The organism is Aidingimonas halophila (genome assembly GCF_900106955.1).
Lineage (GTDB): Bacteria > Pseudomonadota > Gammaproteobacteria > Pseudomonadales > Halomonadaceae > Aidingimonas > Aidingimonas halophila.
Map to the genome: position 1 here is coordinate 131,174 of NZ_FNNI01000003.1, position 18,370 is coordinate 149,543.

17 protein-coding genes and 1 pseudogene are annotated in these 18,370 nt (G+C 59.5%); 12 read left to right on the forward strand and 6 right to left on the reverse strand.

Annotation, left to right across the window (positions count from 1 at the left end; genetic code table 11):
* Positions 1-9: 9 nt before the first annotated feature.
* On the reverse strand, positions 10-732 hold the full coding sequence (rph, locus tag BLW01_RS06570) for a ribonuclease PH (RefSeq protein WP_175529788.1): 723 nt from the start codon (positions 730-732) through the stop codon (positions 10-12).
* 167 nt (positions 733-899) lie between these two features.
* Here rph and BLW01_RS06575 point away from each other — a divergent pair, with 167 nt between their 5' ends.
* Together BLW01_RS06575 and BLW01_RS06580 are read left to right on the forward strand one after the other, a co-directional pair.
* Positions 900-1,763, forward strand: a complete 864-nt coding sequence (locus BLW01_RS06575; protein ID WP_092568713.1) for a YicC/YloC family endoribonuclease — start codon at positions 900-902, stop codon at positions 1,761-1,763.
* Positions 1,764-2,402: 639 nt separating this feature from the next.
* The gene (locus BLW01_RS06580) at positions 2,403-3,716 is read left to right on the forward strand and encodes an aminotransferase class V-fold PLP-dependent enzyme (protein ID WP_229806436.1); all 1,314 of its coding nucleotides are present in this window, start codon (positions 2,403-2,405) and stop codon (positions 3,714-3,716) included.
* Positions 3,717-3,929: 213 nt separating this feature from the next.
* Here the strand turns inward: BLW01_RS06580 and BLW01_RS06585 are convergent, their stop codons facing one another.
* Both BLW01_RS06585 and BLW01_RS06590 read right to left on the reverse strand, forming a co-directional pair.
* Positions 3,930-5,258: a hypothetical protein gene (locus tag BLW01_RS06585; RefSeq protein WP_092568715.1), complete on the reverse strand. Its 1,329-nt coding sequence runs from the start codon at positions 5,256-5,258 to the stop codon at positions 3,930-3,932.
* 8 nt (positions 5,259-5,266) lie between these two features.
* On the reverse strand, positions 5,267-6,145 hold the full coding sequence (locus BLW01_RS06590) for a TauD/TfdA dioxygenase family protein (protein ID WP_092568716.1): 879 nt from the start codon (positions 6,143-6,145) through the stop codon (positions 5,267-5,269).
* Positions 6,146-6,598: 453 nt separating this feature from the next.
* On the opposite strand from BLW01_RS06590, the gene BLW01_RS06595 reads away from it, so the two are divergent.
* The 6 genes and pseudogenes from BLW01_RS06595 to BLW01_RS18670 form a co-directional block, all read left to right on the forward strand.
* On the forward strand, positions 6,599-6,889 hold the full coding sequence (locus BLW01_RS06595) for an RraA family protein (RefSeq protein WP_092568717.1): 291 nt from the start codon (positions 6,599-6,601) through the stop codon (positions 6,887-6,889).
* Positions 6,890-6,944: 55 nt separating this feature from the next.
* Positions 6,945-8,162, forward strand: a complete 1,218-nt coding sequence (locus BLW01_RS06600; protein WP_092568718.1) for an alpha-hydroxy acid oxidase — start codon at positions 6,945-6,947, stop codon at positions 8,160-8,162.
* A gap of 46 nt (positions 8,163-8,208) precedes the next feature.
* On the forward strand, positions 8,209-9,270 hold the full coding sequence (locus tag BLW01_RS06605; protein WP_229806438.1) for a hydroxyacid dehydrogenase: 1,062 nt from the start codon (positions 8,209-8,211) through the stop codon (positions 9,268-9,270).
* Between the two features lie 81 nt (positions 9,271-9,351).
* On the forward strand, positions 9,352-10,251 hold the full coding sequence (locus BLW01_RS06610; protein ID WP_092568720.1) for an NAD(P)-dependent oxidoreductase: 900 nt from the start codon (positions 9,352-9,354) through the stop codon (positions 10,249-10,251).
* A 96-nt stretch (positions 10,252-10,347) separates the two neighbouring features.
* Complete coding sequence (locus BLW01_RS06615; RefSeq protein ID WP_175529789.1) at positions 10,348-10,881, forward strand: transposase; 534 nt, start codon at positions 10,348-10,350, stop codon at positions 10,879-10,881.
* Positions 10,882-10,977: 96 nt separating this feature from the next.
* Positions 10,978-11,112 (forward strand): annotated as a pseudogene (locus tag BLW01_RS18670) (IS3 family transposase); the annotation flags it as partial.
* 74 nt (positions 11,113-11,186) lie between these two features.
* On the opposite strand, the gene BLW01_RS06625 reads toward BLW01_RS18670, so the two are convergent.
* Genes BLW01_RS06625 through BLW01_RS06635 form a run of 3 tightly spaced genes read right to left on the reverse strand, consistent with a single transcriptional unit; the run spans position 11,187 to position 14,161 of the window.
* Positions 11,187-12,116 (reverse strand): dihydrodipicolinate synthase family protein, encoded by a 930-nt coding sequence (locus BLW01_RS06625; protein WP_092568723.1) that lies wholly within the window; start codon positions 12,114-12,116, stop codon positions 11,187-11,189.
* 4 nt (positions 12,117-12,120) lie between these two features.
* Positions 12,121-13,455, reverse strand: coding sequence for an alpha-hydroxy acid oxidase (locus BLW01_RS06630; protein ID WP_092568724.1), 1,335 nt, complete (start codon positions 13,453-13,455; stop codon positions 12,121-12,123).
* Positions 13,442-14,161, reverse strand: a complete 720-nt coding sequence (locus tag BLW01_RS06635; RefSeq protein WP_092568725.1) for an RraA family protein — start codon at positions 14,159-14,161, stop codon at positions 13,442-13,444. The genes BLW01_RS06630 and BLW01_RS06635 overlap by 14 nt, the downstream gene beginning before the upstream one ends.
* Positions 14,162-14,550: 389 nt before the next feature.
* Here BLW01_RS06635 and BLW01_RS06640 point away from each other — a divergent pair, with 389 nt between their 5' ends.
* From BLW01_RS06640 to BLW01_RS06655, 4 genes are read left to right on the forward strand one after another with little or no spacing between them, the layout of a single operon-like run.
* Positions 14,551-15,519 carry a tripartite tricarboxylate transporter substrate binding protein gene (locus BLW01_RS06640; RefSeq protein ID WP_217635493.1) on the forward strand — a complete coding sequence of 323 codons (969 nt, stop codon included), beginning with the start codon at positions 14,551-14,553 and terminating at the stop codon, positions 15,517-15,519.
* A gap of 48 nt (positions 15,520-15,567) precedes the next feature.
* Positions 15,568-16,026, forward strand: a complete 459-nt coding sequence (locus tag BLW01_RS06645; protein ID WP_092568726.1) for a tripartite tricarboxylate transporter TctB family protein — start codon at positions 15,568-15,570, stop codon at positions 16,024-16,026.
* Between the two features lie 2 nt (positions 16,027-16,028).
* Positions 16,029-17,534, forward strand: a complete 1,506-nt coding sequence (locus BLW01_RS06650; RefSeq protein ID WP_175529790.1) for a tripartite tricarboxylate transporter permease — start codon at positions 16,029-16,031, stop codon at positions 17,532-17,534.
* A complete protein-coding gene (locus BLW01_RS06655; RefSeq protein WP_092568727.1) occupies positions 17,531-18,238 on the forward strand; it encodes a GntR family transcriptional regulator in 708 nt (235 codons plus the stop codon). The genes BLW01_RS06650 and BLW01_RS06655 overlap by 4 nt, the downstream gene beginning before the upstream one ends.
* Positions 18,239-18,370: the final 132 nt, after the last annotated feature.

Below are 18,370 nucleotides of genomic sequence, written 5' to 3' on the forward strand. Positions count from 1 at the left end.
TGGCGTGGGTCAGTGCCGTATATCCAGGGCATCGCTCTGAGCCGCGAACAGTTGCTGTCCGGCGCCTTCGGCCAGATCGAGCATGGCATCGAGTTCACCACGGAAGAACGGTGCCGCTTCCGCCGTGCCCTGAACCTCAATCAAGCCGCCATCCTGCGTCATGACCACGTTCATGTCGGTATCCGCACCGCTGTCTTCGGGATAGTCCAGATCCACGACGGGCGTACCTTTGAAAATACCCACCGACACCGAACTCACGAGTTGTTTGAACGGATCGCTCTTGATCTGCTTCTTCCGCTGCATGTGACGAATGGCATCCACCAACGCGACGCAACCACCAGTGATCGAAGCCGTACGCGTACCACCATCCGCCTGGATCACATCACAATCGACAGTAATGGTGAACTCGCCCAGCTTCTTGAGATCCACAGCCGCACGCAGCGAGCGCCCGATCAACCGCTGGATTTCCAGAGTCCGCCCCCCCTGTTTGCCACGGGTCGCCTCACGGCCACCGCGCGTATGCGTCGCCCGTGGCAACATGCCGTATTCAGCGGTCACCCAACCCTGGTTCTTGCCTCTCAACCAACGTGGCACCCCGGCCTCGACACTGGCATTACAGAGAACCTGGGTGTCACCGAAAGCCACCAGCACCGAGCCCTCGGCGTGACGAGTGTAGTTGCGTTGCAGCCGGATCTCGCGAAGCTGGTCGGGTTGTCGTCCACTCGGGCGCATATCACCTCTCATGCCATTGCCATACGAATTGAGCGCCCTATTCTACACGTTTGAGGGCAGGAATCGGTTACACTATTTCGCCGTAGCCGGATGGCCTCGCCGCCTCTTCCTCTTACGCATCGCGCAGGAGCCTCGTGACGTTCACCCATCTTTGACCAGGAGATCGCATGGTTCACAGCATGACCGCCTTCGCCCGCCGCAGTCAGGATGCGGACTGGGGAAACCTCCAACTGGAACTTCGCTCCGTCAACCAGCGCTATCTCGATCTGCACTTTCGCCTGCCCGAGGCACTACGAGATATGGAACCGACCTGGCGAGATCAACTGCGTTCGCGGCTGGCACGTGGCAAGGTCGAATGCACCCTGCGATTCATTCCCAATGCCGAAGGCACATCGGTGACCGTGAACCGCCATCGCCTCGATGAGCTGGCCCGAGCACTGCATGAAGTACGCAGCCTGGTTCCCGATGCCACCATGCCGGATGCCCTGGCGCTGCTGGATCATCCCGGCGTGATCGACACGGAAGAGACCGATATCGAGCAGATCAAGCATGCCGCTCAATCCCTGTTCGCACACGCCCTGGACGACCTGATTGCCGGTCGGGAGCGTGAAGGCGAGCAACTGGCCACACTGATCCGCACGCGCCTCGCCGGTATTCGCGAGCAAGTGGATGCGATACGCATACGCCTTCCCACTATCATCGAAGGGCAGCGCAACCAGCTCCTCGAACGCCTGGAAGCCGTGCGTGCCGAACTCGACCCGCAACGACTGGAATCCGAACTGACCCTGATGGCCCAGAAAGCCGATGTGGACGAAGAACTCGACCGCCTGGCAACCCACGTCAACGAAGTGGAACGGCAACTCGGCCAGTCAGGCCCCGTGGGCCGGCGGCTGGACTTCCTGATGCAGGAACTCAATCGCGAGGCCAACACCTTGTCATCCAAATCGGTCGTCGCCGACACTACCCGCAGCGCCGTCGAACTCAAGGTCCTGATCGAACAGATGCGCGAACAGATCCAGAATATCGAGTGATGTCCACTACCATCCACACAAATTCATAATGCTATGTTTTTGAGAAAAAATTTCTGACTGCTTGTCTATAGCTGTCTACGAAAATCCAGCTTAAGCCAGCGCAAAGTGGGGAATAAACCAGTGTACTACCCACCAAGAGGCTCGATTTTCCTATGGGTACTCCCCACTTCAAACGCTCACCCCTGGACTGAAGCCTCCCTCCCAGGGAAACAAGTCCTGCGCCAACCTGGCAGAAAAAGCCGTGTAAACATGCTCTTGGATGCTTCGATACACGTTCGCCGGAAAGCGGCGTGAGCTGACGCTGGATAAGTAAGCGGACCGTCGTTCCTTGGCCGAGGCTCGAGAGCATGCTGTGGAAGCCCAGAAGGCCATCCGTAAAGGACTCGATCCTGTCGAAGAACACAAACGTGAGGAGCAGGTTACCATTCATACTGTCCAAGGCTTTTTCACCGATTGGCATCAGATAAAGAGTGGCAGGAAGACGAGCCTGTCTCAGGCCCGCCACCCGACCCCAAATAAGCGATTGATCGCCAGAAGGCTTGTGGTACTGCCACTCTCATGGGCCACGCCGCGATTGTTGCGACTCAGGGTCATGCCTTAGTGTTGAATTCCTTTGCTGAGTCGACGGAGATATCCATCATGACGACTACTTCGGCCCACATTATGTCCATACCTCAGACCATCCCGGCGGAGGGGGTTTTCCTGCCGGATGACCTTCTGACCCAGATACGGGAGTCCTTCCTGCACATCGATGCCTGCCCCTTCACTGGCAAGCGAGTCTTCTTCGAGAATGCAGGTGGTTCATTAACACTCGAGTCGGTCGCTGAACAAAGCGCCAAGGTCGCCGGCATTCCCGATAATGAGCACCGCGACAATCCCGCCTCCCGCGCCGTGTCGCAGATTGTTTCTACCGGACGCAATGATCTGGCCAACTTCATGGGCGCTAACAGCGGCGTTATCTTTGGCGGTGAGACCGGCACAGAGTGTCTATTTCGTGTAATCCGAGCAGCGGCACTTTCCGCCAAGGAGGGAGGCAGCATCGTCGCAAGCTCGGTGGAGCACCCTGCAACCTATGATGCTACCGCCCAGTGGGCGCGCCGCACCAATCGCGAGTGGATCGAAGTCCCCTTCGATGTCGAGACTGGTCAGGTGACAGCGGCGCACTACGCCAACTGCGTGCGTCCGGACACCCGTATCGCGACGATTTTGCATTCCAGTCCGGTAACCGGCATGAGCATGGATATCGTCGAGATCGTGCGAACCATCAGGACTGTGGCCCCCGAGTGCATCATTGTTGTCGATGGTATCCAGCATGCGCCACACGGGACGCTGGCCGTCGATGACTATGATGTCGACGCCTATGTCATCTCGCCCTACAAGGCGTACTGCCGTTTCAACAATGGTTATGCTTGGATCTCTGATCGCCTGAGCATGGTCAAGCACGACCGGCTGTTGGGCAAGCCCGCTGATGCCTGGGAGTTGGGTAGCCGCGACCCCTCAGCCATGGCCGGTGTCAGTGCGATGGTCGACTACCTCACCTGGCTGGGCGGTCACTTCACCGAGGAGACGTCACGCCGCGACTGCCTGGTGGCCGCCAGTCGGGCAATGCAAGCGCATGAGCGTGCCCTGGTGCACAGACTGCTGCACAGCGGTGCGGGCCTGCCGGGATTGTGCAGCTATCCCGGGCTGCATCTGATTGGGTCGGCGGAGTCCCCGAACCGCGAGGGAGTGGTGTCGTTCGCCGTCGAGGGGTACGAAGCCAAGCAGGTCGTCGCCGAGCTCGGGGCTCGGGGGATACGCGTCCACGCCCGAAGCGACGATGTTTTTTCTGGCAATATCCTTCGCCCGATGGGACTGAAGGCAGTGACTCGAATCTCCCTCGCTCACTACAATAGCGCTGCAGAAATTGACCTCTGTCTGGAAGCGCTTGCGGAAATATTGACTCAGGGTTGATGAGTGTTGTTAACCCTTAGGTGCCTATGTCAACTCTACTGGAGTTAACCCTGTTCAGTGGATTTCACCACAAAGGGTCAGATGCCTACCGAAACGGTAAAACGCCAACACTTTGAAAATGCGCGACACTATCATAGGCTCAAATTCCAACGAGGACAGTTTATCCCTCCCGCCACTAAAAGTGCCGGGTATCTCGCGCAAGACTGATGTCCCTTACAGGAACAGCATAAGCGTGCAAGCGATCCCGATGAATACCGCCATGAAACGCATATTCTCGCCCTTGGCGAGGGCTGCAGGCGAGACCGCGAAAGCCTTGCAGGCGGTGAGAAACGCTAATGATCCTAGTGCCGCCATGGCACCATAGGCCCACCCCACCAGTGCCGCGATGCCGAGCAAAGCGACGTGCAGTTCAGTCGGCATGACCGGCCCGAACATCGTCAGAGTGATCGTCGCCGGTACTACCATATGCAGACCTAGCGTGGCGAGAATAGCGATCACCAGCGCCGTCAGCGCGATTAATCCATTCGCGCCGACGCTATGCGCCAGCATAGCCACCCACTCTTGCACTTCCGGCGTCGAGGTCACGGCGACCGCGAAGATCAGAGCGCCGGAAAAGATGGTGATCTCGCTATCGAAATCTCGCCAATAGCCCTCGGTTAGCGTCAGCATCCTGCTGCGAATTCCAGCACCACGCCACAGCGCGAGACCTAGTGCCAGCGGTGGAATGAATAGGGTGGCGCCCTGGAGCGGGTTGAGGCCGATACTCATGTACAGCACCAGATTAAGGGCCACCAGCCCCAGCACAGGCGCCAACACCCAGCATAGGGCCTTCCAGAAACGTGCGGGCAATTGGCGGGGTAAGCGACAGCGACCAGCAAGGAAGCTGAGCGCCAGCAGCGCAGCGGCCAACAAGAGGCCAATCATCAGCACCCGCCATAGCTGCAGCCGTTCGCCGAGGGAGGCGGTCACAATACCCATCGCGACCGTGAAGGGCGAGAAAAGCACCGACAGTCCGATACCACGGATCGACCAACCGGCGATGTCTTCTTGAGCATCCATGTCGTGGTCCTGATAAGTCGCCAGCGGCGCGATGACACTCACGGCCCCCACGGCCAACGGAACACCGAAGCATACGCCAAGTAGTTGCACCATGCCGCGTCGGGGGCGCAGCGACAGAGCAGTGAACGAGGCATTGACTTCACTCAGGCTCGGCGAGGTCTGGATCACCGCACGCAGCACGTAGAGGCTGGCGAGAAAGGCGGAGATCATCGCCGCGCGCTCCAGCCCCTCGGCAATGGCGTTCCAATGCTGAGAATGGGCGTTCAATGCCAGGGTGGCACCGCACAACACCAGGAAGATACCGCGGTTCAACCCGGACCGGGTCAGGCATGAAAGCACGACGATCCATAGCGCGATCCCCCCGGCCAGCTGGCGTATCGCGTCACTATCGAAGAGGATGGACAGGGCCCCGCAGCACCACAGCCCCAGCACCCATACCGGCATCGTCCGGCGCGGGGCGGGGTGCCGAAGGACCAACGGCATACCTCGTCTCAGGCAACCTGGGCGGATTGCGGCTTCAGTGGTACCTCGCCAATGGCCGTGCAGCGATGCATCAGGCGATCGCCCAGCCCATCATAATCCATCACTGCATAGTGCATGGTGCAGCGGTTGTCCCAGATCACCAGATCGTTGAGCTGCCACACGTGGCGATACTGGAAATCAGGCTTGGTGCAGTGCTGGTAAAGGAACTCAAGTACCGCCCGGCTTTCCTCCTTGCTGAGCCCGACGATGTGGGAGGTGAAGCCGGGATTGACGAACAGGCTCTTGCGACCGGTTTCCTGGTGGGTACGTACCACAGGATGCGACATCGGCGGCGCCTTATCGAGTTGGTCCTTGGTGACGCTCTCGTTGCGGAACCCGCCGGACTGGGCGACTGCAAAGTCGTGCACCGCCTCGAGCCCTTCGAGGAAATGCTTCATGGTGTCAGATAGTGCGTCGTAGGCTTTGTACATGCTGGTATAGACGGTATCGCCGCCGTAAGGCGGAATCTCCAGCGCGTAGAGCACCGAGGCCATGGCGGGAGTCTTCTCGTAAGATTGGTCAGAGTGCCAGTAAGTACCGGCTCCCTTGCGACCCTGCGGCTTGCCGTTCGTTACCTTATTCGAGACGCGATAGATCTCGGGGTGGTCTGGATGAAGGTACTTGGTGACAGTGTGGCCCTGCAAGGTGTGCAATTCACCGAACTTGCGGCTGAAGGCGATCTGCTGTTCCTCGCTGATCTGCTGGTCGCGAATTACCAGCACACCGTTGGCACGGTTCCACAGTTCCCGGATCTCATCGAACAGCGCATCGCTGCAACCGGCGGCGAGATCCAGGCCGCGCACTTCGGCGCCGAGAGCGGGACACAGGGGGCGATAGTCGAGTTGCATGGCGTTACCCCTTCGTAACTTTTGTAGCTTTCATTTGTGGCCATTGGCCATGTCCGGCGTCGCTTCGGGCGATTGTCGTTGTTGCCGACCATTGAGCGTGGACAGGGCCTTGCGGATGAGTGGGGCTAAGGATCGTCAACGAGGGAGGTGGCGCCAAGAAGATACAGTGTCTTGGCATTATCGAAGCTAGCGTTCATTGTCATCTCCTTTACGTGCGAAAATTGTACTTATAAATACACAATCCAATCCAAGCACACAAGTCGCCAGCCTACAAGGGTTGCCTAGCACCCGCCCCGGACTCACTCGTTATTGCATATATATCTCACTGTTTATTATTGATTTAGTATAAGTTAATACTTTTGTCTATGGCTGGATAACCCAAATAGGCGCTAGACGCCCATAAAAAATTGTACTTATATTGTTTTTTAAAAAAGGGCATGGTATGAATCCGACATCCCGGTCTTCTCCAAGGGGCTTTCCCTCAAGGCAACCAACAAGACGCCGCCAGGCCAGATCAATGAGCCGATTACCTGCGTCGGTGTGCCCGTTCGGCCTGGCGACATCATCGTCGATGACCGCGATGGCCCCTTGGTGGTGGCTCCCGAGCGAATCGCCGAAGTGAACGAGGCATCTCAGCCACGCGAGGACAAGGAAGAGAGTATCCGCCAGGTACTCGAGAAGGGCCGGACCACAATGGAGTTGCTCGACCTCATCCCGGTGCTGGCACGCCTGGGTGTGCGCTGAAGCACTATATGGGAAAGGCAAATCATGAATCATTCGATGACAACGGGATAGCATCATGTCGTCATTAGACAGGCAGCGAGACGACGCCAAACAGGCACCAACCAGACCCCACCGGGGGCGGCGTCTCGACGGCATCCATAACCTGCATGATTTCGAGCAGGCCGCGCGCCGGCACCTGCCGCATGCAATCTTTTCCTACATCGCCAATGCGGCAGAAGATGGCAAGTCCCTGCGGACGAATGCCCGCGCCTTCGATGACTATGGCTTCGTGCCGAGGGTGCTCGTGGATGTCTCGCAAACCAGCCAGACTACCACGCTGTTCGATCAGCGATTCAGCTCACCGTTCGGCATTGCGCCCATGGGCTTGAGCGCACTCTTTGCCTACCGCGGCGACCTGACCCTGGCCAAAGCGGCCGGCCGCCAGGGCATTCCCATGATCATGAGCGGGTCGTCACTGATCCCCCTGGAAGAAACTGCCAAGCTTGATGAATCGACCTGGTTCCAAGCCTACCTTCCCGCGGGCCGGGAAGGGATTCGCGCCCTGCTAGAGCGCGTCGAATCAGCTGGATTCCGGCATCTGGTCATCACTCTGGATACCCCGGTGGCCACCAATCCAGAGAACAACCGGCGCGCAGGCTTTTCCTCACCGCTGCGGCCCAGTCTGAAGCTCGCCTGGGATGGAATGAGCCACCCGCGCTGGCTGTTCGATACCTTCTTCCGGACACTCATCCGGCATGGTATGCCCCACTTCGAGAACAACTACGCGACCCGCGGGGCACCGATTTTCTCGTCTCGTGTCAATCGTGACATCTCCGACCGAGGGCATCTCGACTGGGATGACATGGAATTCATCCGCGACCGCTGGCCAGGCAAGCTGATCCTCAAGAGCGTGCTGCATCCCGACGATGCGCTCCGGGCGGCGCGGCTCGGCGTCGACGGGCTCATCGTCTCCAACCATGGCGGGCGTCAGCTGGACGGCGTCATCTCCCCACTAACCATGCTGCCAGAGATCATACAGGCAGTGGGCGACCTTCCGGTGATGATCGACAGCGGATTCCGGCGGGGCACGGATGTACTCAAAGCCCTGGCACTAGGGGCACGTTTCGTCTTCGTCGGGCGCCCCTTCGCCTATGCAGCGGCTTGCGCGGGGGAAGCCGGCGTCGAACACGCGGCTTCCCTTCTGTCCAGCGAAATCGCCCGCGACATGGCCTTGCTGGGTATCACCGACCTCACGCAATTGCGCGCCGATCATCTGCGCCGGCTCCCCCAATGAGGCAGCCGGGAACGAGACAACGACGATCACCGATAAGGAGCAGACCTTGGCTTTTCCTCCCCTCCCCCGATCCGTTATCCGACTCGACGTTTGGTACGACCCCGCCATGCAGGCGATCTTTGACCAACATCCGGACTATGCCCTGACGACGATTCCCCGGGACGCCGATATGCACAGCGTTGCCACGACATTGGGTAACGCACATGCCTACCAGATCTCGTCGGCCAAGGATGAGAACCCTACACGCTGGCGCGCCGATGCCGAGCTGCTCGCCCAAGCACCGAACCTGCTGTGCGTATCGACCTCGGGCGCCGGCTATGACACCGTCGACGTGGAGGCCTGCACGCGGGCAGGGGTACTGGTAATGAACCAGTCGGGTGCCAATGCACAGTCGGTGGCAGAACACACCATCGGCTTGATGATCGGGGTGTCCAAGCGACTCACCGAGACCGACCGCCGTCTGCGCCGGGAGCGCGGATTTACCCGCGAGGCCGTGATGGGCCGTGAGATCACCGGTAAGACCCTGGGGCTGGTGGGGCTTGGCCATATCGGCCGACGTGTCGCCGCAATCGCCCAGGCCTTCGACATGCGTGTCATCGCCTGCGACCCAGCCCTCGACGAGGCAACGATGGCCGCACGCGGGGCCCAGAAAGTATCGCTGGAGACGCTGCTGGCCGAGTCAGATCATGTCTCGCTTCACTGTCCCCGCAACGCAGACACCCTCGAGCTGATCGATGCCGAGGCCTTTCGCCTCATGAAACCGGGCGCGGTGTTCATCTCCACCGCCCGAGGCGGCATACACTCCGAACCGGCATTGATCGAGGCGCTACACAGCGGTCACCTGGCCGGCGCGGGCGTCGATGTCTGGGACGTCGAACCCCCGCCGCTCGATCACCCCCTGTTGGCGATGCCGAACGTGATCGCCACCTACCACACCGCCGGAGTCACCCACGAGGCAAGGCGCAATGTGGCCACCTGGGCCGCCGAACAAATCATTCACACCCTCGACGGCGGTACCCCGGCGCGCCTCGTGAACCCCGATGCCTGGCCTAGCTACGCGGCTCGCTACGAAGCAATATTCGGCGTCAGACCCAATGCCTCCCCCTGACCTCGCCTCAGGGTCAGCCTTTTAACCCTATTTATGAGTCTGACCCAGAGGCCCCCGAATGCAGAAGAGAGGAACTGATACATGAACACGATGGTCGGATTTATCGGCCTGGGCGTCATGGGCGCCGGCATGGCCAAGAACATCATCGAGGCAGGCATCCCGTTGACGATAACCACCTCCTCACCCCAGAAGGCGGATACCTACCGCGAGATCGGCGCCCACGTTGTCTCCAGCCCGCGAGATGTGGCGGCCAATGCTCAACTCATTGTTACCTGCGTGCCGGACGCCGCCGCCCTGCGCGCCATTATTGCTGGGCCTGACGGCATCGCCGCGGGTAACTGGCAAGACGGACTGCTGCTCGACTGTAGCACCATCGCCCCCTTCGAGGCCGAGGAGATGGCCGAGCGTCTTAGTGAGATAGGTGCCCAATTCATAGACGCCCCCGTAAGCGGTGGCCGCAAGGGCGCTGAGAGTGGCTCGCTGACCATCATGTGCGGCGGGGACGCAGTCTTAATTGAGCGCGCGCGCCACGTTCTCGACGCGATGGGCAATAATATCCATCATGTCGGCCCACTCGGCGCAGGCCAGGCAGTAAAAGCCTGCAACCAGTTGATGGTGGCCGTCAATTTGATGGGCGTCTGTGAGGCCATCGCCATGGCCCGTTCAGCGGGTGTTGACCCCAAGTTAATGCAACAAGTGTTATCGACCGGCGCAGCCCGCAGCGGTGTCCTAGAGGCGCATGGCCAGCGCTACATCGATAACCAGTTAGAGGGCGGTTTCCGTTCTGATTTGATGAAAAAGGATCTCGGTATTGCCGCCGCTGTCGGCACCCATTATCAGCGCACTCAGCCAGCTACCAACCTGGCACATCAGCTTATGCAGGCCTCATGCAATGCTGGCTTCGCCCATCTCGACAGTGCGGCTCTCGGGCTTCTCTACGACAGTCTCAATGGCGCCGACTCCTGGGGTGATAACGAATGATAGGGACTTTCTCAGTGAAGCAGCTGCGAGCCTTCTCAAGCAGCGTTTTCGAAACCGGTGGCCTAACCAGACAAGATGCCGCCACGGTGACTGATCTTGCCCAGCAACGTCGATGAAGAAGACCCATATACCCGTTACTACCAGGCCTACAAGGACGAGGTCCGGGCACTCGCTGACCATGTTGGTGCCAGTGCCGCCGCTCGTGAGCTGGGTCTTCAACCCAGCCAGCTCTACCAATGGCGAACCAAGGCTCAGCAGCAGAGTGCCTCGGCTCGCGAGCAGACCTTGGCTGAAGAAAATGCGAGGCTCAAGCGTCATCTGGCTGAGAAGTCGGAAGAGCTGGAAATCGCAAAAAGCCGCGGTGTACTTCGCGAAGAGCCTGAAGTGAAGTGTACGCCTTCATCGAGCAGCATCGTCAGGCCTTCAGCGTTCAACGGATGTGCACGTTTCTCAGCGTCGACCGCAGCGGCTACTACACCTGGCGACAGCGTGGAGGTGAGCCGTCTCCCCGCCGCCGACAAGCGATCATCAATCAGCGCGTGGCTCAGGCCTTCGAACAGGCGAGGGGCGCTCAGGCGCTGCCAGGCTGACCATGACCTGAACGTTGCCTTGGTTTTGAGCCACACTTGAATGGAGAGCCGTATGCGCTGAGAGGTGCACGGACGGTTCGGAGAGGAGAAGCAGGGAGATAGTTCGACTACGCCCTGCTTCCTCTACTCGGAACCTGATGCCTTCTCCCGCCGGCTCATCGGCTGGCGAGTCTCCCGCACGCCCCGCACCGACATGGTGCTGGATACGCTGGGGCAGGCGCTTCATGATCGGCCTCAACGGAGTGACACCGACTTGATCCACCACAGCGACTGAGGCGTGCCAAGGGCCACTTACACGGTTCAGGTCAGAAGACCGTTTCACCCCGCGCTGTCCGCCCGGTTGTCTCATCCATGACTCGCCTCCTCCAGCCCCTCCATACGAAATCCTATTTCCTCCAGGGCGGACACGAGTTCACCGGTGCGCTCCTCATCCAGCTCAACCAGCGGCGGTCGCACGCGACGCCAGCCGGGCGCCCCGGAGAAGTGAGCCGTGGCAGCCTTCATGGCGGGAATCAGCGGAAAGCGCTCGAAAAGGTCGCGTACCGTGTTGAGCGAGCGCTGTCGCGTGTCTGCGTCCTCGGCCTGCCAGTTTGCGCCCAGACCGGCGATGGCGCCCGGATTGACGTTGGCGGTGGCGCTGATGCAGCCGGCGCCTCCCGCCCGCAGGGTATCCAGCAGAAAACGCTCGCTGCCGGCATAGACGGCGAAGTCGCCGCCACCGAAGCGCTCGATCAACGCCTGGGTATGCGACCAGTCGCCACCGCTGTCCTTGATCCCGGCGATGGTGCCGGGGAAGGCGTTACGCAGGCGCTCGATCAGTTCAAGCGACAACGGAACCTGGGCGACGGGCGGGATGTGATAGAGATAGACCTGCAGCCGCGAGTCCCCCACCCGCTCGATCACCTCGCTGTAGTAGCGGAACAACCCCTCGTCGCTGACACCCTTGTAGTAGAACGGCGGCAGCATCAACACGCCATCGCAGCCGACTGCTAGGGCCTCGCGGGTCAACGTCACACTGTCACCGATGGCACAGTGCCCGGTGCCTGGCATCAGCCGGGCGGGGTCGATTCCCCCCTCCACCAGGGCCGCCAGCAAGCCCTGCTTCTCGGCCACGGTCATGGAGTTGGCCTCGGAGTTAGTGCCGAACACCGCCAGACCGACGCCATGGGAGGCAAGCCAGCGACAGTGCGACACGAAACCCCGGGCATCCGGCGCCAGGTCGGCGCCGAAGGGCATGATCACCGGAGACCAGACGTCTCCACGCGTTTGAGACATAACCTCACTCCTCGTGCTGTGAATGTGTTCTGTGCCAGGGTTCGGTGGCGTAGCTGTCGAGCGCTGCCGAAGCCTCCTTTTCCACCTGCGAACGGTGAAGCACAAAGTGGGAGTTCCCGTTCGCGTCCCGTATGCCCGATAGCGACTGAAGTCCAATCATGGCCATGTTCCGGTCGACTTCTTCCGACAGGATGTCGAACGCACGCGTCACGCCGGGCCGGCCGGCGAGCGCAGCGGCATAGAGGAAAGGCCGACCGACGAAAGCGAAGTCCGCCCCAAGAGCCAAGGCCTTGAGGACCTCGGTGCCACGCCGGAGCCCACTGTCGATAAGAACGGGCACGTTCGGACCCACTGCGGCGCGGATCCCGGGCAGTGCGTCGAGCGGCGCGATCATGCTGTCGAGTTGTCGGCCGCCATGACTGGATACGATCAGCCCGTCGCACCCCACGTCGAGTGCGCGTATCGCGTCATCCGGGCGGAGAACGCCCTTAAGGACCAGGTTGCCTTTCCAGTGCTTCCGCGCTGTCTCAAGGTGCTCCCAGGCGAAAGCCTCCCGCCCGCTGAACGAACGCTCGATGTTGCGCGCAACGATCGGGGGACCTTCACCTACATCGAGATTCGCAAAGCGCGGCATGCCATGACGCATAAGCGTCTTGAACGCCGTCCCAAACGACCAGGCGGGTCGGGTGGCGCCTTGCAGAAACAACTTGGGTGTCGGCTCGATGGGTGTCACGAAGCGATTTCGTTTGTCGATTTCCCGATTTCCGTTCACCGGAACGTCAACCGTGACCACGAGCGTCTCGAACCCTGCGGCGGCGATCCGCTCGACCATGGCACGGACGCGATCATGATCCCCGGGGAAGTAGGCCTGGAACCAGTGGCTCGGCCCCTCCTTGGCGACGCGCTCGAGCGGTGTAAGCGAAGTTGCGCTCAGGATAGCGACGGTGTCGCGATCATATGCGCCATTCGCCAGTGCGATGTCGCCATCGTAGGCGGCGAGTGCCGACAGGCCCATGGGAGCAATGCCGAAAGGGCGGGAGTAGCGCCTCCCGAACAGGCCGACCGACTGGTCCCGATCCTTGGTCCCGCGAAGGACGTTCGGAGAAAAAAGGTATTTTTCAAACGCACTTCGATTGCCGGTATAGGCTGCGCCAGACTCGGCCTGTCCGGCGATATACCCGAAGATCGGAACAGGCAGATGTCGGCGTGCACGTGCCTCGAGGTCGTCGAGAGAAACGACGCCGCGCATCCCCCTCGGGACGTTCTGGCGCGCCGGTATCGCCGTATCGGGGCTGTGGGGTTCGACGGGGGATTTGCGGGAAGTGTCAACGGCTGTCATCGCAATACGTACCTTCGTAGATGACGCAGCCACGCTCATTCAGCAGCCGGTCCACCCAGGACCGATCCACCTTGCTCTCCCGTATCGAGGCGAGTTCTTTCATTTCCGCCTCAAGCTTCGCCTCACCAGCGGCCAGGATCTGATTGGCATCCGCAGCGGGGATGGAAAGAGTGCCGTCACCATCGCCGACAACCAGGTCCCCAGGATTGACCACCATGCCGCCGATGCGTATCGGGACGTTGACCTCTCCGGGACCGTCCTTGTAAGGGCCTCTATGGGTAATGCCGCGGGCGAACATGGGCATTCCCATCTCGGTGATTTCGTACCGGTCGCGGACGGCCCCGTCGATCACGAACCCTTCTACGCCATTCGTCTTGGCGAGGAGCGCCATGATTTCTCCCATAGTCGCCGTGGTCAGATCACCCCCGGCGTCGACAAGGATCACGTCCCCAGGGCGGGCCATGTCGATCGCCTTGTGGACGATAAGGTTGTCTCCAGGCCTCGTTCGCACTGTCAGAGCGGTGCCGGCCATCGACTTGCTCTCTTTCGACCAGTGGATGGGGAATATGCCAGCGCCCCCTGCATCCATGCGGTTCATCATATCGGATATGTTCGCCACGGGCAGGCGCCGGGCGCGGTCGATCAGCCCGGCGTCGATTTGCGGAGCGCATCCGAAGACACGAAAACCGTTAGTCACCTTGCTCATTCTTCCTCCTTGGGTCTGTCGGCGTAATCGGCATCAGCACCGAGAGCGCACAGGACCTTCAGCACAACGCTGCTCCCGCCCCGCTCGTGGCCGTCACCGAAACTCATGACCTGCCGCGCCAGACTGGATCTAACTCGCCCGTTCTATGCCCCTTCACAGGAGCACACGCAGCTATTGGTACTTCGTTGATTATCGTTCCAAGCTCAATTTTGGATACAATCTCACCTAAAGCAAATCAGCGCAAGGCGGCATATTGCCCTATTTTATGCAACTATAGTCGCATTTTATGGGGCTATTACAACAAGAGTTAATCGTCTAGGGTGTGGATTGGGTCCAATCTGAACAATTCACGAAACAACAGGACCCACCACGACTGGGAGGAAAGAAGCATGAAACTTAAAACTAAGATTCTTTACGCCGCTCTTGGCTCGACAATGCTCGCCGGATCGGCGGTAGCGGAAGAATACCCGACTCGCTCTATTGATATGATCGTTGCCTATAGTGCCGGTGGTGGCACAGATGTCGCCGCGCGAACGCTGGTTCCATTTATCGAGGAAAACTTGCCAGGCGACGCTACGATCAATGTCGTCAACCGCCCCGGAGCTGGGGGTGAAGTCGGCTTCACTGCCCTGGCCAATGCGGAACCCGATGGTTATACATTTGGTTTCGTCAACCTGCCCAATCTTCTATCAATCCCCATCCAGCGCGATACGGATTATGACCTGTCCTCGTTCCAGCCGATCGCCGACATCGTCTATGATCCAGGTGGCTTTGGAGCAAGCGCGGATGCCGAGTTCGACGACCTTGAGAGTCTCGTCGAATACGCCGAGGACAAATCCGGGCCAGTGACCTACGGCACCACTGGCATCGGTTCAGACGACCACCTTTCCACACTTGCGTTTGCCCGTCAGGCAGATATAGAGATGCGACACATCCCGTTCGATGGTGCAGCCGATGTCAGGGCGGCGCTTATGAGCGGTGAAATCGACCTCGCAGGTACAAACGTAAGTGAACTGGTCGACTATGCCGATTCCGGTGATATCGCCATCCTTGGGCAAATGGCCGAAGAGCGCTGGGATGGAGCGCCAGACGTTCCTACGTTCCAAGAACAAGGTTTCGATGTTGTGATGGGCTCCGACCGCGGGCTCGCCGCACCGGCGGGCTTCCCGGAAGACGCTCTATCTACCTTGGAGAAGGCTGTAGAAGAGGCCGTATCCGATCCTGAGTTCCTGGAGAAAGCGGAGGAGCAAAACTTGCCATTGTCCTACATGGATTCCGAAGAATTCGGCGAGAAACTGGAACGTATGAACGAGAACATCCAGGAGCTCTGGGAAGAGCAGCCTTGGGTCGAAGAGTAATGGCTCGCTGGCGGCCCCTCGCTGGGCCGCCAGGTATAAGGGTGAAACATGAACCGATTAACCTTTGAATGCGTCTCAGGACTCGTGGTCCTTGCTGCGTCCGTAGCAGGCCTCGTCGAAAGCCTCAGTTTTAATAAACAAAGCGCGATTTTGCCAGTTGCCGTGACTGCGCTTGCATGTGCACTGAGCACGATCTGGCTTGTGACCTCGGCAGTTGCCTTCCTGCGGGGATCAGGGGAGCGCATCGAGCTGGATACTCGTGAGATCATGAAGTTAATCATGATCCTTCTCACGGCATTAGCCTATGTCTACCTGATGGTTCTTATCGGGTTTTTCACGACTACCTTAATCGTGGTGCCCGCACTCGCATTCATGGCGGGGTATCGTAATGCGAAGGTGCTTACAGCAGCGACCGTCGGCTTCGTGGTCATTCTCTACGGCGTCTTTCGTGGCCTGCTCTCCGTACCATTGCCTGATGACATTCTCTTCTCGCTCATCGGAGGCTGATAATGGAAATTTTTTCGGCGATTGCATCGGCCGTCCCTGGCGTGTTCTCAATCCAAGTGATCATCGCCATGTTGGTGGGAACAATGGTTGGCATCGGAGTGGGTGCGTTGCCAGGTCTGTCGGCGACGATGGGCATTGCTGTCCTCATTCCGCTGACCTTTTCGCTGGAACCTCTGGTGGCATTGGGAATGGTTGCCGGTATCTATAACGGAGCGATGTACGGTGGATCAATTCCCGCTATATTACTACGTATCCCGGGCACGCCCGCGGGTATCGCTACGGTCTTCGATGGCCACAGAATGGCTAAGAAAGGCGATCCGAAGCTGGCGCTCGACATTTCTCTGGTATCGTCATCTCTCGGCAGCGCCGTGAGCGCGATAGCCCTTCTTCTTCTCGCCCCCGCACTGGCGACAGTCGCCCTGAAGTTCGGGCAAGCTGACTATTTCTGGCTCGCCGTTTTCGGCCTGACGATTATTTCGGTTCTCCTCGCCGGTAACCCGGTGAAGGGGTTCCTCAGTGCATGCCTTGGCTTGTTCGTTGGCCTCATCGGAATTGATAGCTTGACGGGAAACCAACGCTTTACCTTTGGCTCGTCTGAACTCCTCAGCGGGGTCGACATCATTGTGATCCTGACTGGGCTCTACGCCATCCCACCGGCGTTCGACCTTATGACTGGAAAAGCTGGAATCTCCGCCGGACACATAGACGTCTCAGGTTCGCGGGAAAAGTTTCCTTGGCACACACTGATCCCTACCTGGATCCGGTCGTCGGGAATCGGCCTGGTAATCGGACTCATCCCGGCTTTAGGCGGCAACATCGCTTCGCTCCTCGCGTGGAATGAGCAGCGACGCTGGACAAAAAATCCGGACACCTACGGGACTGGAGAGCCCGACGGGATCGCGGCGCCTGAATGCGCGAACAACGCCGATACAGGCGCAACTCTGATCCCCGCCTTGACGCTCGGTATCCCTGGAAACGCCGTGGCGGCCGTCGTTCTCGGCGCCCTTCTTGTCCACGGACTCCGTCCCGGACCGGACCTATTCCGTGCCAATGCAGATGTCGTCTACGGCTTCATGCTCACGATGCTTATTACCGCCGGATTCATGTGGCTGATTGGCAAGTTCGGCTCGCGGCTCTACGTGAATATACTCCGTATGCCGGGGACGCTGCTGGGTCCCTTCGTGCTCGGGCTTACCATCGTGGGCGTATATTCGATCAACAATTCCTTGTTCGAGGTCTGGCTGATGCTCGGATTTGGGGCGCTTGGCTTCATCATGGAAAAACTGGCCATCCCGACCGCTCCGGCTGTTCTTGCCGTGATACTCGGCCCAATTGCCGAGGAATCTTTCCGGCGAACTGTCCTCATCTCCGGCGGCGATATGAGCGCCTTGCTCGCCGGCCCGATCTCTTGGATACTGGCTACTCTCACGGTAATCGCCGTTATATCGCCGCTTTGGAAGGCAATCTGGCCGCGGCGGGCGGCTAATTCGGGTGATGAAGCATCATGACTGTTCTCGAAGACATACTAACTAGGCTGAGAGAGCGTCTGGTCGGAGGGCACTACAAGCCCGGCTATAAGCTCCGAGAGCAAGCCATCGCGTGCGAGTTCGATGTCAGTCGCACACCGGTGCGCACCGCAATACAGAGGCTCGTGGCTGAGGGACTGCTCGAATACGAAGCTAATCGTGGGGCAGTTGTCCGCGAATGGACCGATGTGGACCGGGAGGAAATCTTCGAGCTGAGGATGCTCGTGGAGAGCCACGCAACGGGTCGTACGGCGAAGGCAATATCCCCTGCAGCTCTCGCCGAGATGGAGTATCACAACGATCGCATACGCCGCGCGGTTTATGAACAAGGCGAAGGTGCTCTGGACGAGATGCACGAGGGCAACTTTGCCTTTCATATGGCTGTGTACGAGAACTGCGGCAGCACTTACCTAGCGCATTACGGGCGCAGTCTGCTCGACTACCCAATGGTGATCAGAGGGTTCTACATCTACTCGGAGGATGAGATATACGAGAGCATCCGCCAGCACGAGGAGATACTTTCTGCGCTCAGGGCCGGGAACGAGCGCTGGGCTCGGGCTGCAATGGAATGCCACTTGCTGGGGGCGATCATGAGATTCCGCAAGTCTTCTCAAGAAAAGGCCGCCCGAGAAACGGATAAGACTGACGTCCCCGCTTCCGCTCCCGCGAAGGCGATGTCGGACTGACGTGCCGCCGCTTCGCCCCTCCGAGACCACCATGAAAACAGGCGTCCCGACAGGCTCCGGCGACATGTCGAGCCCGGGAGCCTCCTGCAAGGAAATCTAATGCGTATCGCCACACCCACCGTCATCGCGGAG